19 protein-coding genes and 1 pseudogene are annotated in these 18824 nt (G+C 46.4%); 19 read left to right on the top strand and 1 reads right to left on the bottom strand.

The features are described from left to right. Positions 1-93: 93 nt before the first annotated feature. Positions 94-1299: an MFS transporter gene (locus tag DFP94_RS06350; protein WP_114495533.1), complete on the bottom strand. Its 1206-nt coding sequence runs from the start codon at positions 1297-1299 to the stop codon at positions 94-96. A gap of 118 nt (positions 1300-1417) precedes the next feature. Here DFP94_RS06350 and DFP94_RS06345 point away from each other — a divergent pair, with 118 nt between their 5' ends. The 19 genes and pseudogenes from DFP94_RS06345 to DFP94_RS06255 all read left to right on the top strand — a co-directional run bounded on the left by DFP94_RS06345 (position 1418) and on the right by DFP94_RS06255 (position 18815). Next, positions 1418-2047, top strand: a complete 630-nt coding sequence (locus tag DFP94_RS06345; protein WP_114495532.1) for a TetR/AcrR family transcriptional regulator — start codon at positions 1418-1420, stop codon at positions 2045-2047. A 95-nt stretch (positions 2048-2142) separates the two neighbouring features. After that, complete coding sequence (locus DFP94_RS06340; RefSeq protein WP_114495531.1) at positions 2143-2697, top strand: GNAT family N-acetyltransferase; 555 nt, start codon at positions 2143-2145, stop codon at positions 2695-2697. A gap of 289 nt (positions 2698-2986) precedes the next feature. Further along, positions 2987-3166, top strand: a pseudogene (locus tag DFP94_RS06335) (DapH/DapD/GlmU-related protein); the annotation flags it as partial. Between the two features lie 208 nt (positions 3167-3374). Beyond that, the gene (locus DFP94_RS06330) at positions 3375-4388 is read left to right on the top strand and encodes a LacI family DNA-binding transcriptional regulator (protein ID WP_114495530.1); all 1014 of its coding nucleotides are present in this window, start codon (positions 3375-3377) and stop codon (positions 4386-4388) included. 136 nt (positions 4389-4524) lie between these two features. Further along, positions 4525-5064 (top strand): hypothetical protein, encoded by a 540-nt coding sequence (locus tag DFP94_RS06325; RefSeq protein ID WP_245954517.1) that lies wholly within the window; start codon positions 4525-4527, stop codon positions 5062-5064. Further along, complete coding sequence (locus tag DFP94_RS06320) at positions 5061-6074, top strand: CehA/McbA family metallohydrolase (RefSeq protein ID WP_114495529.1); 1014 nt, start codon at positions 5061-5063, stop codon at positions 6072-6074. The genes DFP94_RS06325 and DFP94_RS06320 overlap by 4 nt, the downstream gene beginning before the upstream one ends. 22 nt (positions 6075-6096) lie before the next feature. After that, positions 6097-6798, top strand: coding sequence for a glycerophosphodiester phosphodiesterase (locus DFP94_RS06315; protein ID WP_181873034.1), 702 nt, complete (start codon positions 6097-6099; stop codon positions 6796-6798). Next, positions 6795-8183, top strand: a complete 1389-nt coding sequence (locus DFP94_RS06310; RefSeq protein ID WP_114495527.1) for an MATE family efflux transporter — start codon at positions 6795-6797, stop codon at positions 8181-8183. The genes DFP94_RS06315 and DFP94_RS06310 overlap by 4 nt, the downstream gene beginning before the upstream one ends. 58 nt (positions 8184-8241) lie before the next feature. Continuing rightward, positions 8242-9171 carry a carbohydrate ABC transporter permease gene (locus DFP94_RS06305; RefSeq protein ID WP_245954515.1) on the top strand — a complete coding sequence of 310 codons (930 nt, stop codon included), beginning with the start codon at positions 8242-8244 and terminating at the stop codon, positions 9169-9171. 16 nt (positions 9172-9187) lie between these two features. Then, positions 9188-10033 carry a carbohydrate ABC transporter permease gene (locus tag DFP94_RS06300; RefSeq protein ID WP_114495525.1) on the top strand — a complete coding sequence of 282 codons (846 nt, stop codon included), beginning with the start codon at positions 9188-9190 and terminating at the stop codon, positions 10031-10033. A 92-nt stretch (positions 10034-10125) separates the two neighbouring features. After that, the gene (locus DFP94_RS06295) at positions 10126-11532 is read left to right on the top strand and encodes an extracellular solute-binding protein (protein ID WP_114495524.1); all 1407 of its coding nucleotides are present in this window, start codon (positions 10126-10128) and stop codon (positions 11530-11532) included. 420 nt (positions 11533-11952) lie between these two features. Further along, the gene (locus DFP94_RS06290) at positions 11953-12936 is read left to right on the top strand and encodes an alpha/beta hydrolase (RefSeq protein WP_425459228.1); all 984 of its coding nucleotides are present in this window, start codon (positions 11953-11955) and stop codon (positions 12934-12936) included. Positions 12937-13259: 323 nt separating this feature from the next. Beyond that, positions 13260-13886, top strand: a complete 627-nt coding sequence (locus tag DFP94_RS06285; RefSeq protein ID WP_245954594.1) for a L,D-transpeptidase family protein — start codon at positions 13260-13262, stop codon at positions 13884-13886. Between the two features lie 138 nt (positions 13887-14024). Further along, positions 14025-14702 (top strand): response regulator transcription factor, encoded by a 678-nt coding sequence (locus tag DFP94_RS06280; RefSeq protein WP_114495521.1) that lies wholly within the window; start codon positions 14025-14027, stop codon positions 14700-14702. Then, a complete protein-coding gene (locus tag DFP94_RS06275) occupies positions 14699-15709 on the top strand; it encodes a HAMP domain-containing sensor histidine kinase (RefSeq protein WP_114495520.1) in 1011 nt (336 codons plus the stop codon). Before DFP94_RS06280 ends, DFP94_RS06275 begins: the two co-directional genes overlap by 4 nt. A 92-nt stretch (positions 15710-15801) precedes the next feature. Further along, on the top strand, positions 15802-16515 hold the full coding sequence (locus DFP94_RS06270) for an ABC transporter ATP-binding protein (RefSeq protein ID WP_114495519.1): 714 nt from the start codon (positions 15802-15804) through the stop codon (positions 16513-16515). Next, a complete protein-coding gene (locus DFP94_RS06265; protein WP_114495518.1) occupies positions 16512-17261 on the top strand; it encodes an ABC transporter permease in 750 nt (249 codons plus the stop codon). Before DFP94_RS06270 ends, DFP94_RS06265 begins: the two co-directional genes overlap by 4 nt. Next, positions 17258-18016 (top strand): ABC transporter permease, encoded by a 759-nt coding sequence (locus DFP94_RS06260; protein ID WP_114495517.1) that lies wholly within the window; start codon positions 17258-17260, stop codon positions 18014-18016. The genes DFP94_RS06265 and DFP94_RS06260 overlap by 4 nt, the downstream gene beginning before the upstream one ends. A 121-nt stretch (positions 18017-18137) precedes the next feature. Then, the gene (locus DFP94_RS06255) at positions 18138-18815 is read left to right on the top strand and encodes a hypothetical protein (RefSeq protein ID WP_114495516.1); all 678 of its coding nucleotides are present in this window, start codon (positions 18138-18140) and stop codon (positions 18813-18815) included. Positions 18816-18824: the final 9 nt, after the last annotated feature.

The following is an 18824-nucleotide window of genomic DNA, read 5'->3' as shown; positions in this document are numbered from 1 at the left end:
GGACCAAAAAATAAAGTCCTATACTGCCGCTGTATTATTAATGTCAAATGGTCGATTGGATCCTCAAACAAATACGTTAATGAATGAGGGACTTCACTGCCTGCTAGGGAAGCCGTGCCTTTTCGCACTCCAAGCGATAATCAACGCAACAAGTAGCAGGATCAATAGCACCCCTGGAAACGATTGAACTCCAACATGCTCCAGCAACGCACCACCTACAATGCCTCCGCCAGCGATGGCCAGATTCCATACTGTAGTATTAATCGGCATTGCGATATCCACCCCTTCCTCACCGCTTGCATTAGCTTGGGCGGTTTGCAGCAGCGTGGCGGCACCGCCGAAGGTCAGTCCCCATAACACAACTGCCGCATAGACAATCGGTGCTGATGTACCGCCCACCCATAGGGCAACGGACACAAGCGCAAAACCAATTAGGCTGATCAATACAAGAGGGCGTAGCATACGGTCAATTAAAAGTCCAACAATCCAGATGGAGATAAGTGCGGCTATTCCGAAAATCAGCAAGACAAGATCAACACGCTCTGAGAGCCCGATCGGCTCGAGAAACGGTGAGATATACGTGTATAAGATATTGTGTGCCAACATCCAGGTAAACACCACCATAAGAATTGAACGTAAGCCGGGCATAACAAACACTTGCCCAACGGTCATTCTTTGATTTCTAGATTGCCCTGGATAATCCGGAACTTTCCATAACACCCAACCCATTAAAATAAGAGTGAGAAGGGACATGAGTCCAAAAACGGCACGCCAACCAATCAGGTCACCGAGCATAGTGCCGAACGGTACTCCGAACGTAAGAGCGATTGGAGTTCCCACCATCGCTACTGCCAAAGCTCGTCCTTTCAATACTTCTGGCACCATCCGCCGTGCGTAACCGGCGATCATTCCCCATGCGGCGCCAGCAGCCATACCGGCGAAGAAACGAGCGATGAGTGTCAACACATAACTGGTTGACAAGGCGGTGACGGTGTTAAATACCAAGAATACCGCTATAATAGCGAGCAACAATGGACGGCGCCTAAACCCGCTGGTAAACATGGCGAACGGAATTGCGGCCGCTATGGAACCAATCGCATAAGAAGTTACCAGTTGACCAGCCAACCCCTTAGAAACATTTAGCCCTTCTCCTATTAATGGCAGTAACCCCGCCGGAATGGTTTCAGTAAGAATGCAAATGAATCCTGTCATTGCAAGTGCCAGCAAAGCAAGCCAGGGAAGCTTAACAGAAGCGTCGGCAGATTGAAGTTTACCCGCGGATGTTGAAAGAGGGGCCATTTTTTTATTTCCTCCTTAAGATGTATTTATGGATCGATCATTCCATATATTAAGCGCAACAAAATCGCTTGTCAATGATTTATGGATCGATTAGTATAGAATTAAAGGAGGTCATCTTATGCCACGAACGGGACGCCCCCGATCATTTAATCGAGACGAAGCGATTGTTGCAGCGATGATTCTGTTCTGGGAACATGGCTTCGAATCCACTTCACTTGCTCAGTTGCGCGCAGCAATGGGAGACATATCTGCCGCAAGTTTTTATGCAGCATTTGAATCCAAAGAATCGCTGTTCTGCGAAGCGGTGAACCATTATATCTCTACCTATGGACAGGTTTCAGAAAGTTTCAGGGATACAAGCATAACATCGAAGGAAGCCATTGAGCAGGGATTAAGGCGGTCGGCACGAATGCAGACAGAGAAGTCCCACCCATTAGGCTGTCTTATAGTTTTGTCTGATGTATCCTGTTCTCCCAAGCATAATCACATCCGAGAGATGCTCGCCAAGGAGCGTGAGAGGGTCCGCAATTGGCTGAAAGATTGTATAGCCCGGGCCGTAGCAAATGGCGAGTTACCAGATTCCGCGGATATTGCCATACTGGTCACCTTATTTGACACCTTTCTGCGAGGAATCTCGATACAAGCCCGGGACAATGTTCCATACGAGTCAATTAATTCCGCCATAATTCAACTGATGAACGTATGGGAGGTATTATCCGTTAAACCAAGTATTCAGGAGACCGTTTGAGCAATGACCACATCGATCGTTATACTGCGATTACGCTTGGAAATCATCGGATAATTATCACTATTCGCACCTTACAAAACCATAGGAGGACGGATATGGATATTTTAATCAGAGAACTGAGAACTGAGGACGATGAGTATGATATAAACATTGATGGGAGCTTTATCGTAGACTCTACCCTTGTTTTGCAATTCGAGGGACAGCGAATCGGGTATACGGTGAAGGAGAGACCTTTTAGAATTAAAAGGTATGATGATGAACCGATTGAAGAAGATACAGTGGAGGATCATTCGATCTCTATCGATAATCCTCATAAAATCATTTACATAGCGCTCGTAAATAATCAAGTCGTGGGACAAATGGTTTTGAAAAGAAATTGGAACCAATATGCCTATGTGGAAGATATCAAAGTTGACCATCAATATAGAGGACACGGTATCGGTAACAAATTAATAGAACAGGCTAAACGCTGGGCCAAGCATGGCGGTATGACGGGAATCATGCTGGAGACACAAAGTAATAATGTCCGCGCATGTAGATTCTACGAAAGCTGCGGTTTTGTCATCGGTGGGTTCGATTCCTACGTTTACAGAGGTCTAGATAAAGAAAGTGATGAGATCGCGGTTTATTGGTATCTGATGCTTGATTAATAAGTAATTAACTCTCAAGATAATATCTTAAAGAAGCCGGTATACTGGCAGCATCTTTAAGATATTCCCCATTTTGAGGAAGGAATGCAGATCGTTATTATCAACAGCCATGGATAAGTATAAGTATCTAATACCATCCACAGTGGACAAGAATTGTTTTAAACAGCCGTAACATGATATGGTGAAGTGATGAATGAATAACGGTTACATCCTAGGCGCAAGCCCCCAAGACATGGGGGCGCGCCTTTTTATTACGATTATAGAGATATGAGAGAGGAGCGGATAGAATTCAAAAAACTCAAGATATGAGTATGGCATTGCGACTACGATCGGAGATAATATGTGGATCGGAGGCAATGTTATCGTTAATCCCGGCGTGACCATCGGCAACAATTTTGTGATTGGAGCTGGTAGTGTGGTAACCAAAGTGGGAATTATAAAATCGAATACACTCGGCTACAACTATTAAATTCTGAAAAAGTTCCATTATAAGAAAACATGGTTAATGATCAACTCATTTAAAATGGGTTGTATTAGAAAATAACACAGGCTTTACACTTCGAATCGCAATAGTCTGTATAATGGATGATGTAAATTCACTAGGTGCCGCCAACTATTTCATAATAGTGGCAGCTGTATGATTCATCCGCATTGCCTTTGCTAAGGAGTGATTGTACATGAGCGCAAGAATTAAAGATGTAGCTGAACGAGCCGGAGTCTCTGTTACCAGTGTGTCCAGAGTTCTGAATGGAGAAAAATATATCAGCCAACATATTCTCGATAAGGTGAACCAGGCGATCAAGGAATTGAACTACTCCCCAAGCCAGATTGCCCGCAGTTTAAAAAAGCAGAAAACCGATACGATTGGTGTCATCGTTCCCGATCTTACGAATTATTTCTGTTCAACGATATTAAGCAGTATTGAGGAAAGTGCCAGCGAATATGGCTATAATCTGATCGTCTGCAATATTGCAGAGAATCTGGATAAGGAATTGAAATATCTGCATACTGTGCAGGAGATGCGGGTAGACGGAATCATTATCATGCACCAAAAGGTGGACGAACGTATTCTTTCTTTTATAGAAAGCGCTTCTATGCCTATCCTGTTTTCTTGTGTCCGCTCCCCGCTGCCGGGCAGGTACTCTGTGCTGATTAATGACTATCGGGCGGCACTGGATGCCACCGAATATCTGATTGGCCTCGGGCATCGCCGGATTGCCTTCCTGGGAGGGGATCTAGAGGATATCACTTCAGGCCACAGCCGCTATCAAGGTTATTTGGATGCCTTAAACAAATCCGGTATTCCGCTGAATCCCGATTTCATCAGGTTCGGCAACTATAAGCAGGAGAGCGGACGATTAATGATGCAGGAGATTCTGGAGCAAGGAGAAGGAGAGCGGCCTACTGTTGTTTTTGCCGCCAGTGACGATATGGCCGTAGGCGCCATGAACTGTATACTTGATTTTGGACTCCGTGTTCCTGAGGATATATCTGTCATGGGATTTGATGACAGTCTGATTGCCAGTGCCGTCAGGCCAATACTGACTACTATGCATCAGCCTGCTCGGGAGCTCGGACGCACCTCGCTTGAATATCTGCACAACTTAATTGAAGATCGGGGTCAGCCCGAATGTAGAGACATCTATTTGCCGCACCGGATTATGGAGCGGGCAAGCTGTCGAAGAATATAATATGAAACACCATACAAGATACATGCAGGTCCGTCCAGGTTGACGGACCTGCTTTTTTTGTATATCAATTACGAGCAAATCAATCGACCATATTTAACATAAATCGACTATAAAGCAGGAGTTCATTTAACAAGCAATGATTATGCTAGTGTTGTTCAGGTATCGATACCATATAGATGATTACAGAGCGAAAGAGGTACAGACAATGCATAAAGATATCATCGCGGTCGAGGGGAAGCTCACTCCGCTGAGTTCCAAAACACATATCACTTACCAAGTTCATTTGGAACAACCCTTGTCTGCACTGGAGATCGATTTCAGGTATGCGCCCAAACCATTTTTAGACAGGGAAGCATCGCAGCCACTTATATTAGAAGCTATCGAGACCTACTCCGATCCGGCTTGGGTGGAATTACACAAGAAGCAGTGGGAGAACTTCTACCCTTTGCAGAATTTGTTGACATTGTCTCTCGATAGCCCCACGGGCTTTCGCGGCTCCGCACATCGGCATGCTCCAGAGCAGCAGCACATCATCTGCCCGGATCGGAGCAAGACCTCTCCGGGGTTCATCGCCGGGGACGTCCCCTCCGGAGTATGGAAGGTAACGATCAGCGTACATTGTGTGGTTACACCAGATTGCCGCTATGAATTATCCGTGAGGGGGACCGGCAGATGAGATGGCTTCCCTTCGAGCTTCATACCCATACCCCCCATAGTGATGGGACACATTCACTACTGGAGATGTGCCGGGCAGCCGCAGAGCTTGGGCTTGATGGCATCGCGCTTACAGACCATAACACCGTATCGGGACTGGCTGATGCCGAAGCGGTCAGCAAGCAGACAGGCATTACTATCATTCCAGGCATGGAATGGACGACATTCTACGGCCATATGCTGACCCTTGGCGCCCCTTACTGCGAATGGAGAGACCTTGGTCCGGGTGACATTCATAAAGGCATAGCTCGTGTTCATGAGCAGGGAGGCATCGTAGGCATTGCCCATCCCTACAGCTTCGGAAGTCCGATCTGTACAGGCTGCCACTGGGATTACACCATAAGCGACTGGAATCAGATTGATTATATGGAGGTTTGGCATGAGACGATGCCTCCCATGAAGAATCATAATGTACCTGCTTTCAGGCAGTGGACCGAGCTACTCAACGAAGGGTACCGGATTTCCGCTACGGCCGGCAGGGATTGGCATAGATCGAATCCGGCTGATAATCTGGCGGCTTACACATACATCGGCCTTCCCGATGCACCCTTGCCGCATTCGTTAACGGACATCATTGCCGCAATCAGGCAGGGACAGATTTGCCTGAGCATGGGGCCGCTTCTGGAGATCAGTCTCACTCTTGGAGCTGACCAATATGGGCTTGGGGATGAGGTTCCTTTAGTCATCAGAGAGGCCCATTCTGTTGCCGAGCTGACTGTGCAGATTACACGTTCAGCCCAGCCTGAGCGTCCTTGGGGAGCGGAAGAGGGCACCCTGATCATCGTAGATTCCAATTTGGGGGAGCTAGCAAAAGTACCGGCCTGCGGGTATGACGGATTGCCTATTATGCTGACAACCGCAGGATTGGGATGGCTGCGTGTGCGGCTGTTCGGCACAATCGACGGAATCCTGACAACCATGGCCTGCACCAATGCGATTTATTTCGCAAACGGGCAGCGGGATGAAGAATAATTGCAAAAGAGGGATAACAACAATGCAATATCCGAAGCTGATCGCCCATACAGGCTGTGAGGGAACGAGCTACAATTCGCTTGAATCCTGTGAAGCCGGAATGAAGGCGGGGGCTCCTATTTTAGAAGTGGATGTCAGAGCAACCAAGGATCAGGTGGCTGTTCTCCAGCATGATGAGGAGCCTTACGTCAATAAGTTGAGTTATGAGCAGCTGCTGGAGACAGGGCATAACCCGGAGACGCTGAACCGGGTACTTACACGGTTCAGTCAGCTGCCTGTCGCCTTCAATTTGGATCTGAAGACAGAAGAAGCAGCGGTGGCGGCCATAGCTGATATAACAGCCACATCTACCTGGAGCCAGGTATGGTTCACCGGGGACACGCGGCTGATAGAAAATTCACAATATTCCAGACACGTCATGAGGAACTTGCCGAAGCAATTCTGTGAGCTGGACGAAGCAAGCTATCGGCAGCAAGTGGCAGAGCTGTGCCGGCGAGCGGCTGAAACGAAGCTCGGCGGTGTGAATCTCCATTATGAAAGCTGCCGGCCTTATCTGGTTCAGCAGGCACATCATCACGGGCTCCAGGTTTGGATCTATACCTTACCCGATGATCCGGACTTGTTCTTTAAATATATGGACATGGGCGTAGATGCAATTTCTGTCTATGAGGTGAGGAAATTTGCAGTGCTGCTCGCGGTTATGTCTGAGGACGGCGGGGAATGAAGAGCAGCCCTGCTCCCCTCACGCTGCTTGGTTTGGCCGGACCGCTGTTTCTGAGCCAACTGGTGCAGACGGTTATCTTCACCATCGATACCTTGATGCTTAGCAACTATTCCGATCTGGCCGTTGCCGCCGTAGGTACGGTCTCGCAATTGCTCGCAACAGTCAATCTGCTGTTCGGATTCGCCACCATAGGGGCCGGAATCATAATGAGTCAATTGAACGGCTCGGGGAAGCGGGCCGAGGCGGCCGGTGTCGCCCGGACCGCAATCCTAGCGAATCTGCTGCTCGGCGGTATAGCCAGCATAGGGTTGTTCTTTTTTCCTGGACCGATCCTGCGCGCCATCTCCTTGCCGGAAGAATTAATGCAGTACGGGACCGCGTTTCTATCGGTTACAGGACTTGCCTCCATGGCCACGGCCTTTATTATGACGGCGGAAATGGCCTTGCGCATGAACGGCATGGTCAAACGGATGCTTCTGCTGTCCTTCACGATGGTTGCTCTCAATACGGTTGGCAATTATATCGTGCTGTATGAACCGCTTGGCCTGCCTTCCTATGGGGTTGAAGGCGTGGCATGGGTGACCTTCGGGAGCAAACTGGTTGGCGTGGCGTTGGCAGTGGTCCTATTGATCCGTGCGATGGGGCAAACTCTGTTCAGCATTAAGAACATCTCATTCCGATTTGCCGATTTACGGGAAATCTTCAAGCTGGGCATTCCCTCAGCCGGTGAGAATCTCTCCCATTCTGCTTCCCAGGTTGTCATTATGATGATCGTGACGCTTCTCGGTACTACAGCCATCACCACCAAGATATACACACAAACGCTTACCGGATATATCTTCCTCATATCTGTCTCGATCGGTCAGGCGACTTCGATTATGATAGGGCATCTGATAGGAGCCGGAAAGTCGGAGCAGGCGAAAACCACCGGGCTTCGGCATCTGAAAATCGGGCTTTCCCTTAGCTGCTCGGTCAACCTGTTACTGTATCTGATGTCCAAGCCATTGATGGGTCTGTTTACGGAGGACAGCCATGTCATTAACATGTCTGCCAACCTGATTCTGCTGTCCGTCCTGCTGGAAGCTGCCCGTGCCTGCAATGTCATTATGATTGCCTCGCTGAATGCTAGCGGTGAAGTGAAATATCCTGTCATGATGGGCCTTATCATAATGTGGGGAGTAAGCGTCCCTGCGGCTTATCTGTTCGGTATCGTATGGGGTTATGGGATATACGGCATTTGGCTGGCTTTTATTATAGATGAATGGATTAGAGCTTACTTCATGCTCCGGCGTTGGAAGTCAGAGAAGTGGCGGCAAATTCGCTTGTCCGCTGTCGATACCACATACAGAAGCACAGAATTGCAGCCCGATGCCGAAGCTGGTTAGCGTTAACTTTTCACAAGATGATTAATTTTCGAAATGAACAGCAAGGAGGAAGATTCCCTTGTCAAACCACATGTCAAAGGCCACACCGCTCGGCGTCTTAGACCAACGCATACTGCGTAAACGCAACAAACGGATCCGGAGGCAGCCTACGCTTGCCTGGTATCTGTTTCTGCTACCCACCTTGCTTGGTATTGCGGTGTTCATGATCTATCCGCTGGCGGAGTCGCTGAGGCTCAGCTTCACCAAGGGGACTGATGAGCGATTCGTTGGACTGGAGAATTACGTGAGCGTACTGGAGTCCGGCACCTTCTGGTATTCGGTGTACAACACGCTCTACATTACGGTCTTCCAGCTTCTGATTGCCATTCCGATCGGCTTCATCATTGCTTGTCTGATCAACAATTTACGTCGTGGCTCCAACTTCTTCAAGGTGCTGTTCTATCTGCCCAACGTTACTTCTATTGTTGCGGCTGCCACTGTCTTTCTGGCGCTTCTTCATCCGGATGGACCGCTCAACTATGTGGTGCAATTGTTGGGCTTCGAGAAGGTAGTCTGGTTGTCACAGCCGCTCTCCGCCAAGTGGGGTGCGATCATTCTCTCGGTCTGGCATTGGCTGGGCTTCGTCATCATTATTAATCTGGCCAATTTGCAGGCGATATCAAGCGACTACTATGAAGCGGCTTCCATAGACGGGGCTTCAGGCTTCAAACAGTGGCTGTACATCACCCTGCCGAATATGGTTGGAAGTCTGACGGTTCTGTTTATCATTGGCTGGATCGGCGGCTTGCAGCGGTTCTCCGATGCTTATATGCTCGGTGGTTTGCAGGGAAGTCCGGCGCGGTCCTTGCATACGGTTGTCGGGTTTATATTCGAGAGAGGGTTCGGCGGTCATGAATATGGCCTGGCCTCTGCGGCGTCATATATTCTATTCCTCTTTATTCTTGTGTTCACTTATATCAATACCAAAGTCACGAAGATGAAAATTTAAGGAGGGAACTTGTCCCATGTTGAGTGCAACGGGAAAAGGGAAATTGATTAGCGGATTGCTGATCCTGCTCCTGCTTGGATTGGGTGTACTGATGCTGTACCCCTTCCTCTGGATGATCAGCGTCAGCTTGGAAAGGTCCAGCAATATAGCCGTTCCGTTTCCACCACGGCTAATTCCCGAGCAGTTTTCCCTATTCAACTATAAGCTGGTATTCGAGAATGGGGTTCTGTTCAAGACCTATGCCAATTCAGCCATCATTTCATTGTTCAGTGTCCTACTCAGTGTGTCTTCGGCCTTGCTGGCCGGCTATGCCTTCTCCAGGGGGGAATTCAGAGGCAAGAAATTACTGTTCTTCGCAGTCCTGGCTACCATGATGATTCCGTTCGAGGCCAGACTGATTCCGATGTTCAGTATGTTCAATGATCTCGGGATGATTAATACGAAATATCCCCTGATATTTCCGGCGATCATTAATGCGCTTGGCATTGTGCTGGTGAAGCAGTATTTTGACCGCCTACCTGAAGGGTTACGTGAATCAGCCAAGATTGATGGGGCCAATGAGTTCACAATCTTTATCCGTATTTTCGCTCCCCTGACCGGGCCGATTACAGCAACGCTGGCGATTCTGGCCTTCCAGGACAGCTGGAATTCCTTTCTGTGGCCGCTCGTCGTTATCAACGATCAGGCTATGAAGACCGTACCGTTATTTCTGTCCAGCTTCTCATCAGAGAATGGCAGCCGGTTGGTGGGGGTTACGATGGCTACAGCGGCAATGAGTATTTTGCCGATCGTGATCGTGTTTCTATTTTTACAAAAATATATTATTCGCAGTATTGCCCTTAGCGGCTTGAAGGGAGAGTGATAGCCGGAGATTGCTAGATCACTTAAAGAGGCGGAATAGTAAGCGGGCAAGGGCAAATTTATAAAAATATATTGGAGTTGGGAGAGCTAATCATGTTTAATAAATTGACCTTGAAGTTGATAGGAACGCTGCTGGCATCCACTATGATCCTAAGCGCATGCGGGACAAACGGTAACTCGAACGGGGCAGTGAAAACCAGCAATGAGCCGGCACCAACGGAGAGCACCAGTAATGCAGCAGCGGCGACGAATGATGAGCCGTCAGGAAAACTGAAAGTGCAGCTTGTGGGCGATTTCTCGCTGGAGGACAAGACCGATGCAGTCTCAGGCAAAACCTCCAAGGGTGTAAAGGTGCTGAAGGATGAATTTGAGAAGCAGTATCCTGACACAGAAGTCGAGTTTGTACTTATGGGCTGGGATAACTATAACGAGAAGACGCAAACGATGCTTCAGTCAGGAGCAGCCGATGTATATCAAGTGCCGGGGATTGCCGCTTTTGCCGAGCAAGGGCTGCTGGAGCCGTTACAGCCCTACATCGATGAAGACAGCTATGATCTGGGAAGCTATCTGACTGGACAGGTGGAGGGATGGAAGGCCATGGGACCGGAGGATCAGGATCTACAGATTTATGGCCTACCATTTATCGGCGATGCACGGGTCATTGTATACGACCGTCAGTTGTTCGATGATTGGGGTGTGGAATATCTGTCCGAGTCTCCGACGATCGAGGAAGTCTTGGAGAAAGCCTCCAAGATGACAGGCAAGAACCCCAAGACAGGCGAACAGAACTATGGTCTGACCTTCAAGGGCGGGGATGCTGCCGATACTGTAATGAATATTAATGAATCGCTGGGTGGACAATGGGGCACCGGGTTCTTGTGGAAGGATATGAAGCTGGAATTCGATAGCGAGACCATGGTGCAATCGATGGATTTGATGAAAGAAGCGCTCAAGTATGCGCCAGAGGGCGTAATGGCAGGACAAGGCGCAGAAAATTTCCTGACGGAGAAGAACAACATTGCGATCAATTTGCGTGAATCTCCGGGATTCATCAATACGCTGGCCAACTTCGGGCTGGAGGACCGCTATCAGGCAGCCTTGCTGTTCAAGAATCAGGCAACAGGTATGGGCGGCATGTTCGCCGGAAGTCCGTTCTCCATCGGAGCATCCAGCAGCAATAAAGACCTGGCTTGGGAATGGTTGAAATTCAGCGGCAGCGAGTTCTTCCAGCAATATATGTGGGATGAACAACGTTCGCAAAGTATGCCAGTCATCAAGGCAGCCGAGGGTTGGCCTTCCGTGCAGGAGATTGGACAAATGGATATTATTCTGAAGCAAATGAGCCAGCTGTGGACGCCGCGTTATCCATATCGCTCCGGTCAACCGCGCTATATTCTGTCAGAGCATGTGGAACGTATCCTGTTAGGTGAACTAGATGCTTCCGAAGGAATGAAGAAGGCTCAGGAGGAAGGCACCAAATGGTTGGCTGATCAGCACTAATGCTATGATGTAAGCTATATAGAACGTCTGGCCCCGGCCTCATACCCCCAAGTTCGATTGTGAAGGACACCCAATCAGGGTGTCCTTCATTTCGCACTATCGATGTTACGGTGAACCGTAACATAAGTACCGGCAAGTTTTAAAATGGAATGTTGTCATCATGTAATCCAGTTGCTTCTTGAAAATATGGCACAGGAGCTATTGACCTTTTATCATTAGTCAGTTAAGAATAGAGTTATCCATTTTGAGGAGGCATTAGTTGGTGTGCTTCTGACAGAACGAAACAAATATGATGTAACGCCTATCTTTTTTGCGCTTGTTCATATTCCGTGCATATTGCCGTCACGAAGGGGACATCTTGCTTGATTACACTTTAAATATGTAGCCAAGATGGCTCTACAGATACAAAGATAGGAGAAGATGAACTTGACAAAAACGGAGGAAATGAAAAGAAACGGGACCAAAAACCGCAAGAAACGGAAATTATGGTTAAAAATAATTGGAGGTATTCTCGGGACGCTTGTGTTGTTCATGGGCATCGTGTTTGTCGTTCATGCCATCAGTAACGGGGTCGAGAAAAAGAAAATTGAACCGTATGGCCAGTATGTCAATGTGGATGGAAAAAAAATGAATGTGCTCATTCAAGGCAGTGGCGAGCAGACTATCGTTCTCCTTCCGGGACAAGGAACCCCGTCGCCTGCGCTTGATTTCAAATTGTTGATCGATGAATTATCTCCGAATTACAAAATCGTAGCGATTGAGCCTTTCGGTTATGGGTTGAGCGACGAAACCGAGAAAGAAAGAACAACGGAGAATATCGTCAGCGAAGTTCACGAAGCTGTGCAGCAGCTGGGGATTGACCGTTACGTTCTGATGGGACATTCCATCGCGGGACTTTACGGAGCTTCCTATGTGAACACCTATCCGGATGAAGTTCTCGCTTTTGTCGGTATCGATAGCAGCGTCCCTAATCAACCCGGCATGGATGTCAAATTGCCTTTGAAATCCATGCAGTTTCTTCAAGAATCAGGTCTGATGAGATTGCTCAAAAAAGTGAGCGGAGATCCATATGGGGGGCTTGCATTCGATGAGCATACCAAAGAACAGATGAATTTGATTTCGAATCAAGTCACGAGCAATCCAACGATGATGGATGAGTTGAGACACCTCGGTTCCAATTTCAAAAATGGAGAACAACTCACCTACCCTAATGACTTGCCGTTGCTTCTCTTCGTTCAATCGAATAACGAGCACAATGAGCAGTGGATTCCGCTGCATGAAGAGCAAGTCAAACAATCTGCACAGGGCAAAATGATCCCGATGGAAGGTTCACATTACCTGCATCATACGAAATTCAAAGAAATCGCCGAGGAATTCAAAGCGTACATGAAGCAAATCCAATAGTATGGTTGATAATTAAACTGCGGTGCCGAACTCGGCGCCGTAGTTTTTTTGTTTTGCGATCCGACCGTACAGATTCTCATAGCCCATGCATCGGAAACCGGGCCGGCGAAACTCGGGAGTCCTGAATTCATCGTAAAATTATGCTGTCTGACTACACTCGTGAGCGATGCACTTTCCAAATGTTACTTGTTATTCTAAATGTTCGAATGAATTCTAGCCTTCTGGTCAAGCTAATGAAAAAATTACATAGGAGAATGGATATGATAAAATACCGATTTCAAGTTTGGCGTATACTGGTAATCTTATTTTTCATCCAAACATTCATGCCGTTACATATCTATGCGGATCCGGGGCTTCCGATCGTCAAAGATGACGGTCCCATTACGATTGAAGTATTCCCGCAGCGACATCAGCTTGTCGTTTATTTAGACCAAATTCCCTACAAAAGCTTCCCCGTAGCGGTCGGCAATCCTTCCACGCCAACTCCCGTCGGAGAATATATCGTCACTTATAAAGGGAAAAATTGGGGCCCGTCATTCGGCTCCCGCTGGATTGGCTTGAATGTGCCTTGGGGGACATATGGAATCCACGGAACCAACAAACCTTACTCCATCGGCCAACATGCCAGCCACGGGTGTATTCGAATGAGAAATCGGGATGTGGAGAAATTATACGATTTGATTCCTGTCGGAACGAAAGTAACCATATTCGGCCATGTGCTTGGCGAAGCGAATCAAGGACCAAGATTGATAAGTGAAGGCGACGTCGGGGCTGACGTTCAACTCGTACAAAACAGATTGCAAAGCGCAGGATATTTTCACGGTCAATGTGATGGAAGGTTCAAATCTTCCACGACAATAGCGCTTAAAAAGTTTCAACGTCAGAACGGTCTCATCCCGAATGGCGTCGTTACTCCGAAAGTGTACGAAAAGTTCGGTCTGTTAGAGTGAAATTACCCATACCCTTAAAACGAGGACATAGTTTAAAAATATCCCACCGAATTTTAAAGAAAGTCTTAATTGGAAACCAATTTTTAGATTGTGTTAATCTGTCTAATAGGGAACCCCATTTAGAGAGAAGGATGTTACTTGAAAAGAAACGTATTATATATTGAAGATAATGAAAAAATAGGCAGTTGGGTAAAAGAAGAATTGGAACAGCGAGGATTTTCGGTTCTGTGGCTGCTTTCTGGTGAAGGAGCCGAAAAAGAAGTAAATCGTCACGAAGTCGTTATTTTAGATATCATGTTACCCGGTTTAGACGGATTTACGGTGGGAAGACGATTAAAGAAGGCAGCTCCTGCTGTCCCAATTTTGCTGTTAACTGCTCGAACATCGATCGATGACAAGGTAGACGGTTTACAATTTGCCGATGACTATTTAACGAAACCATTCCATACGGATGAATTGGTTGCAAGATTAGAAGTATTAATCCGTCGAAAAGGCGGAGCACATACCGAACGCATTTCATTAGGAAATCAGATTGAAGTGGATCCAGAAGGCCAAATGATATTTGACAAACGCACAGGAGAAGAAATTATATTGACAGGGAAACAACATCAAATATTAATGTACTTCTTACGGCACCCTAATCAAGTTTTACCAAAAGAGCAAATCTATGAAGCCATTTGGCAAGAAACTTATATCACTGGTGATAAAACCATAATGGTGCATATCCATCGACTTCGTCAAAAGCTGGAACGTCACCCCGATTCCCCGGCGATTATTGAAACGTTGAAGGGAATAGGCTATCGGGTGAAATTATGAAGCAGACTAGATCCTTATTTCGTCGTTTTCTAAAGGTACATTTTCTGTTTATCTTTTTTCCTCCGATTATGCTTATTTTCATCAGTGCGTTTTTTGGGGTTTCAGATATCCATAAAAATAATGTAAATACGTTAAATCTGTTTTACGTTACCGTGCTATTGTTTGGTTTTATTATTGTCGCATTTGTTATTTTATCTTGGCGGTTTTTCTTGACACTTCAGAAGCGTCTCGCCCGCTTACAGGAAGTCATGTCATTTTCAGCTGAAAATAACTCCTTTCCCAAGCCCATATCTGTTCAATGTGATCGTATGGATGAGATAGACGAGTTAGGAAGTTCTTTTAATTGGATGATTCAGCAGCTTGAAGACAGTCGAAAGCGAGAATATGAAGAGGAGTTATTACGACATCGGCTCATTGCGAATTTATCTCACGACTTACGAACGCCGCTTACCATTTTGAGAGGACATGTGACCAGATTAAACAAAGAACCCATGAGTTTTGAAGGACAAGACTCGTTATCAGAGATCAACCATACGATTACAAGAGTCGGAGATCTAATGGATGATTTACTATCCTATACATTGCTTACCTCCGGGAAACATCCTTTTGTGCCCGTTTCAACGGATATTGGACGTTTAGTAAGAGCGTCTGTTGCTGCGTGGTATCCTGTATTTGAAGAACAAGAAATTCAGCTCGATGTTGATTTACCGGCAGACGAAACTTTTTATTGGGAAGCAGATCCTCAATGGATGACACGGGTTCTGGATAATATATTTCAGAATGTTATTCGTCATGCAGCAGAGGGGAAATATGCAAACATTGCTGTGGATGTAGAAAAAGAACGGATCATTGTTGCGGACAGAGGTCCAGGTATGGATAACTCTTCCTATGAACGCGGGGCGGGGATTGGTTTATCGACTTGTCATTATATGTTGAAAAAAATGAATCTGAAAGCTGACTTTACATCCAATGAAGATGGCACAAGCGTAGCTATCGGTAGAGTTTAACCTAAAGGTAAACCAGAAGTAAACAGGTTGATAAACGAGATGTAACTTTGCTTCTTTATAATTGGAACCATAACAGAAAGGGAGTGTTATGGTTGCTTGAAATTAATAACTTAGTCAAATATCGCGGAACTCAAGAAATCTTATCCGGTATCAGTTTTAAAGCTAGACCAGGTAGAGTAACTGGTTTTTTAGGTCCAAATGGGGCAGGTAAAAGCTCTACACTTCGCATCCTGCTTGGATTGGATCGTGCCACCTCAGGGAGTGCATTAGTTAATGGCATGCCATTCGCAGAATTACATAATCCTTTAGTAACAATAGGTGCTGCATTGGATGGATCTGGAGCTCATCGTAGGCGAACAGGACGAGCCCATTTACGATGGATGGCTCGTGCCGCAGGATTGTCTAGCTCACGTGTCGAGGAAGTTTTGGAAATCGTAGGTCTTACTAAAGCAGCTGACAAAAGGGTCGGGAATTATTCGCTTGGTATGGGGAAAAGACTTGGAATGGCGGCTGCATTACTGGGTGATCCCCAAATATTGGTTTTGGATGAACCCGTAAACGGGCTAGACCCGGAAGGAATTCGCTTCATTCGGACATTTTTACGTGAACGTGCCGAGTCCGGAAACACAGTGCTACTATCCAGTCATCTAATAGGCGAGCTTGCAGAGACTGTGGATGATGTGGTGATTATTAAGCATGGAAAAATCGTTGCAGATGGAACATTGGAAGAAGTAATCGGTAACCATTCCAATCTGGAGGAAGCCTTTTTTGCCCGGACATCTGCACATGCAGGTGATGCTGTATGAGAGCATTCAATGCGGAACTATCTAAATTGTTCTCCCTGCCGGGCATTTGGCTTGCCTTTTTTATTGGAGCAATTGCCCCAGCGGTTATAGCCGCCTTGGACAGTATGGCACAAAAAGAAGAGATTATTGCCGGAGTTAGCACACGGTTATCGGAAGTTGGCTATATTGGATTAGCTCTCGGTGTACAAGGTGTCATTATTCTCGGTGTGCTTGCCGTCAGCAGTGAGTATTTAACAGAAAGCAGTGAATCTGGTGGGGGACAACAGATTACAACAAGCTTAACGGTTGTTTCATCAAGACTTCACCTTTTGCTGGCCAAAGCAGGCGCTGTGACCGTGATCAGCATACTTCTTTGTATTGTGGCTATTATGACAACTGTGTCTGCCACGCATCTTGTTCTTGGTGAATACACCCCTGCATTTGAAGGGTCTAAACTGCTCGGTGCAGTTTGGTACTGGACATTCACTGCTCTTTTGGCATTTGGAATTACGGTTCTAACTAAGAACGGCATAATCCCGCTTGCCGTGCTCATCATAAATACCTCCGTTGTATCATTCAGTTTCCTGCTTTCTAAGGTTACAAAGTTGGCGCTATACTTACCGGATCGAGCCGGCACTGAAATGTTTATGTTTACGAGCGATAGATTTCTCTCCCCGTTCACAGGCGGTTTAGTCATGTTTGCTTGGGTAGTCGTTCTTTTCATTGCTGCAGCTATTGTATTTCATAGGAGGGACGTTGCATCATGAGTGTCCCTTCTAGTAAAAAGATAACCCTAATTCTTGGTGCCGAACTCGACAAATTAGTAACATTACCATGGACATGGCTCACTCTTATAGGCACCTTCATTATTAATTTACTTTTAGCCGCAGCTTTTACTTCGGTTGGTCTGCAAGGAGCAGCAGGGACGCAAAGTATACTGAATATAGGGCTTGCTTCTATGGGATATCTTCAAGCCGGGTTCCTTATTCTTGGGATCTTAGCTGCTTGTTCGGAGTATACCGGTGGACAGATTCGAACTACGTTAACTACGATACCTTGGCGTGGGTTTCAATTATCCATGAAGCTTCTGGCATTGGCCGTGATAACCATTCCAGCGGCTTTTATTATTGCTGCATCCGGTGTACTTTATACTTTTATTAGGATGAGAGACACAGCAGTAGGGTTTGAAATAAATACAATGATAGAAGCATTAGCAGGGGCGACAGGCTATCTAACATTAACCGCACTTCTCAGTGCAGCTATGGGAGCTTTATTAAGGCGAACCACTCCTGCTCTAGTGATATTGCTTGGTTATTATTTCGTTGTCAGTCCATTGACTAAAGATTTTCTACCTGGATTGAAAAAGTATTTTCCGGATACGGTAGGAAATTATATGTATATGCCGCCTTCACCTGATGAAATAAATGTCCTTACGCCGTTGCAAGGCACAGGTATTTTAATGTTATGGACACTGATCTTTATTATAGTAGCTATTGTATTTTACCGTAGGCGAGATGCCTGAAGAGCCGCGAGAAACGCGACTCTTTTTTGTTTTAATAGTTGATTTGAGAAATGATGCCTGCTTAGGATATGATTGGAAATGACTCATCACTGCGCTGATCCGCGAAAGAGGAGAGATACCTATGGATAAACAGTCTTACGCAAGGTTCTTGTTTCAACTTATGGATGAAGAGATAGATTCAGACGAGTCGGATATCGAAGAGGCTCTATTTTATGGGTATTTCCAAATGTATATGCCGGACGGAAAAGGGGTAGAAAAAACCTTTGCCCCTCTCCAGGTAGATGGAGAAGCTTATTTACGGAGAATTGTACGTATTTATGAAATGTTGGACCCTGACGATTTTAGCGGGAACGTAGTTCCTGGATATTTTAACGGTAAAGCCGGTGATGTACCGAGCGATATTCTAATGAATTATGGCACGCAGTTTATTCAAGGCTTGAAGGATTTAATGGCTGAAACTTCCGAAAAAAATGATACGGCAGATGCAGCAGCTTACCTGACAGGAATCCAAGAGGTTAGCATTCTGCCAAATGGATCCATCGATGATATACGGCTGCAATACGATCCGGAAATCTATGAAACGATATCCGATATCATCAGCGAGCATAGGGATTACGATGAACCAATCGAAATATTGGACGAGGCGTATTACTCGATTGCCTGCGATTACTGGATTTCTTATTATCTCCAATGGCACCGCTATGGGCTCAAAGGGGATCCGTTCGCACCGTATTTTGAGTTGTATCGATTAGGATACTCAGCGATCCTTGCGGAAAACAAACTGTATATCGGTTCGTAAAAGGAGAGT

Origin of the sequence: Fontibacillus phaseoli (genome assembly GCF_003337355.1) — a bacterium.
GTDB lineage: Bacteria > Bacillota > Bacilli > Paenibacillales > Paenibacillaceae > Fontibacillus > Fontibacillus phaseoli.
This window is presented reverse-complemented; position numbering and strand designations above follow the sequence as displayed.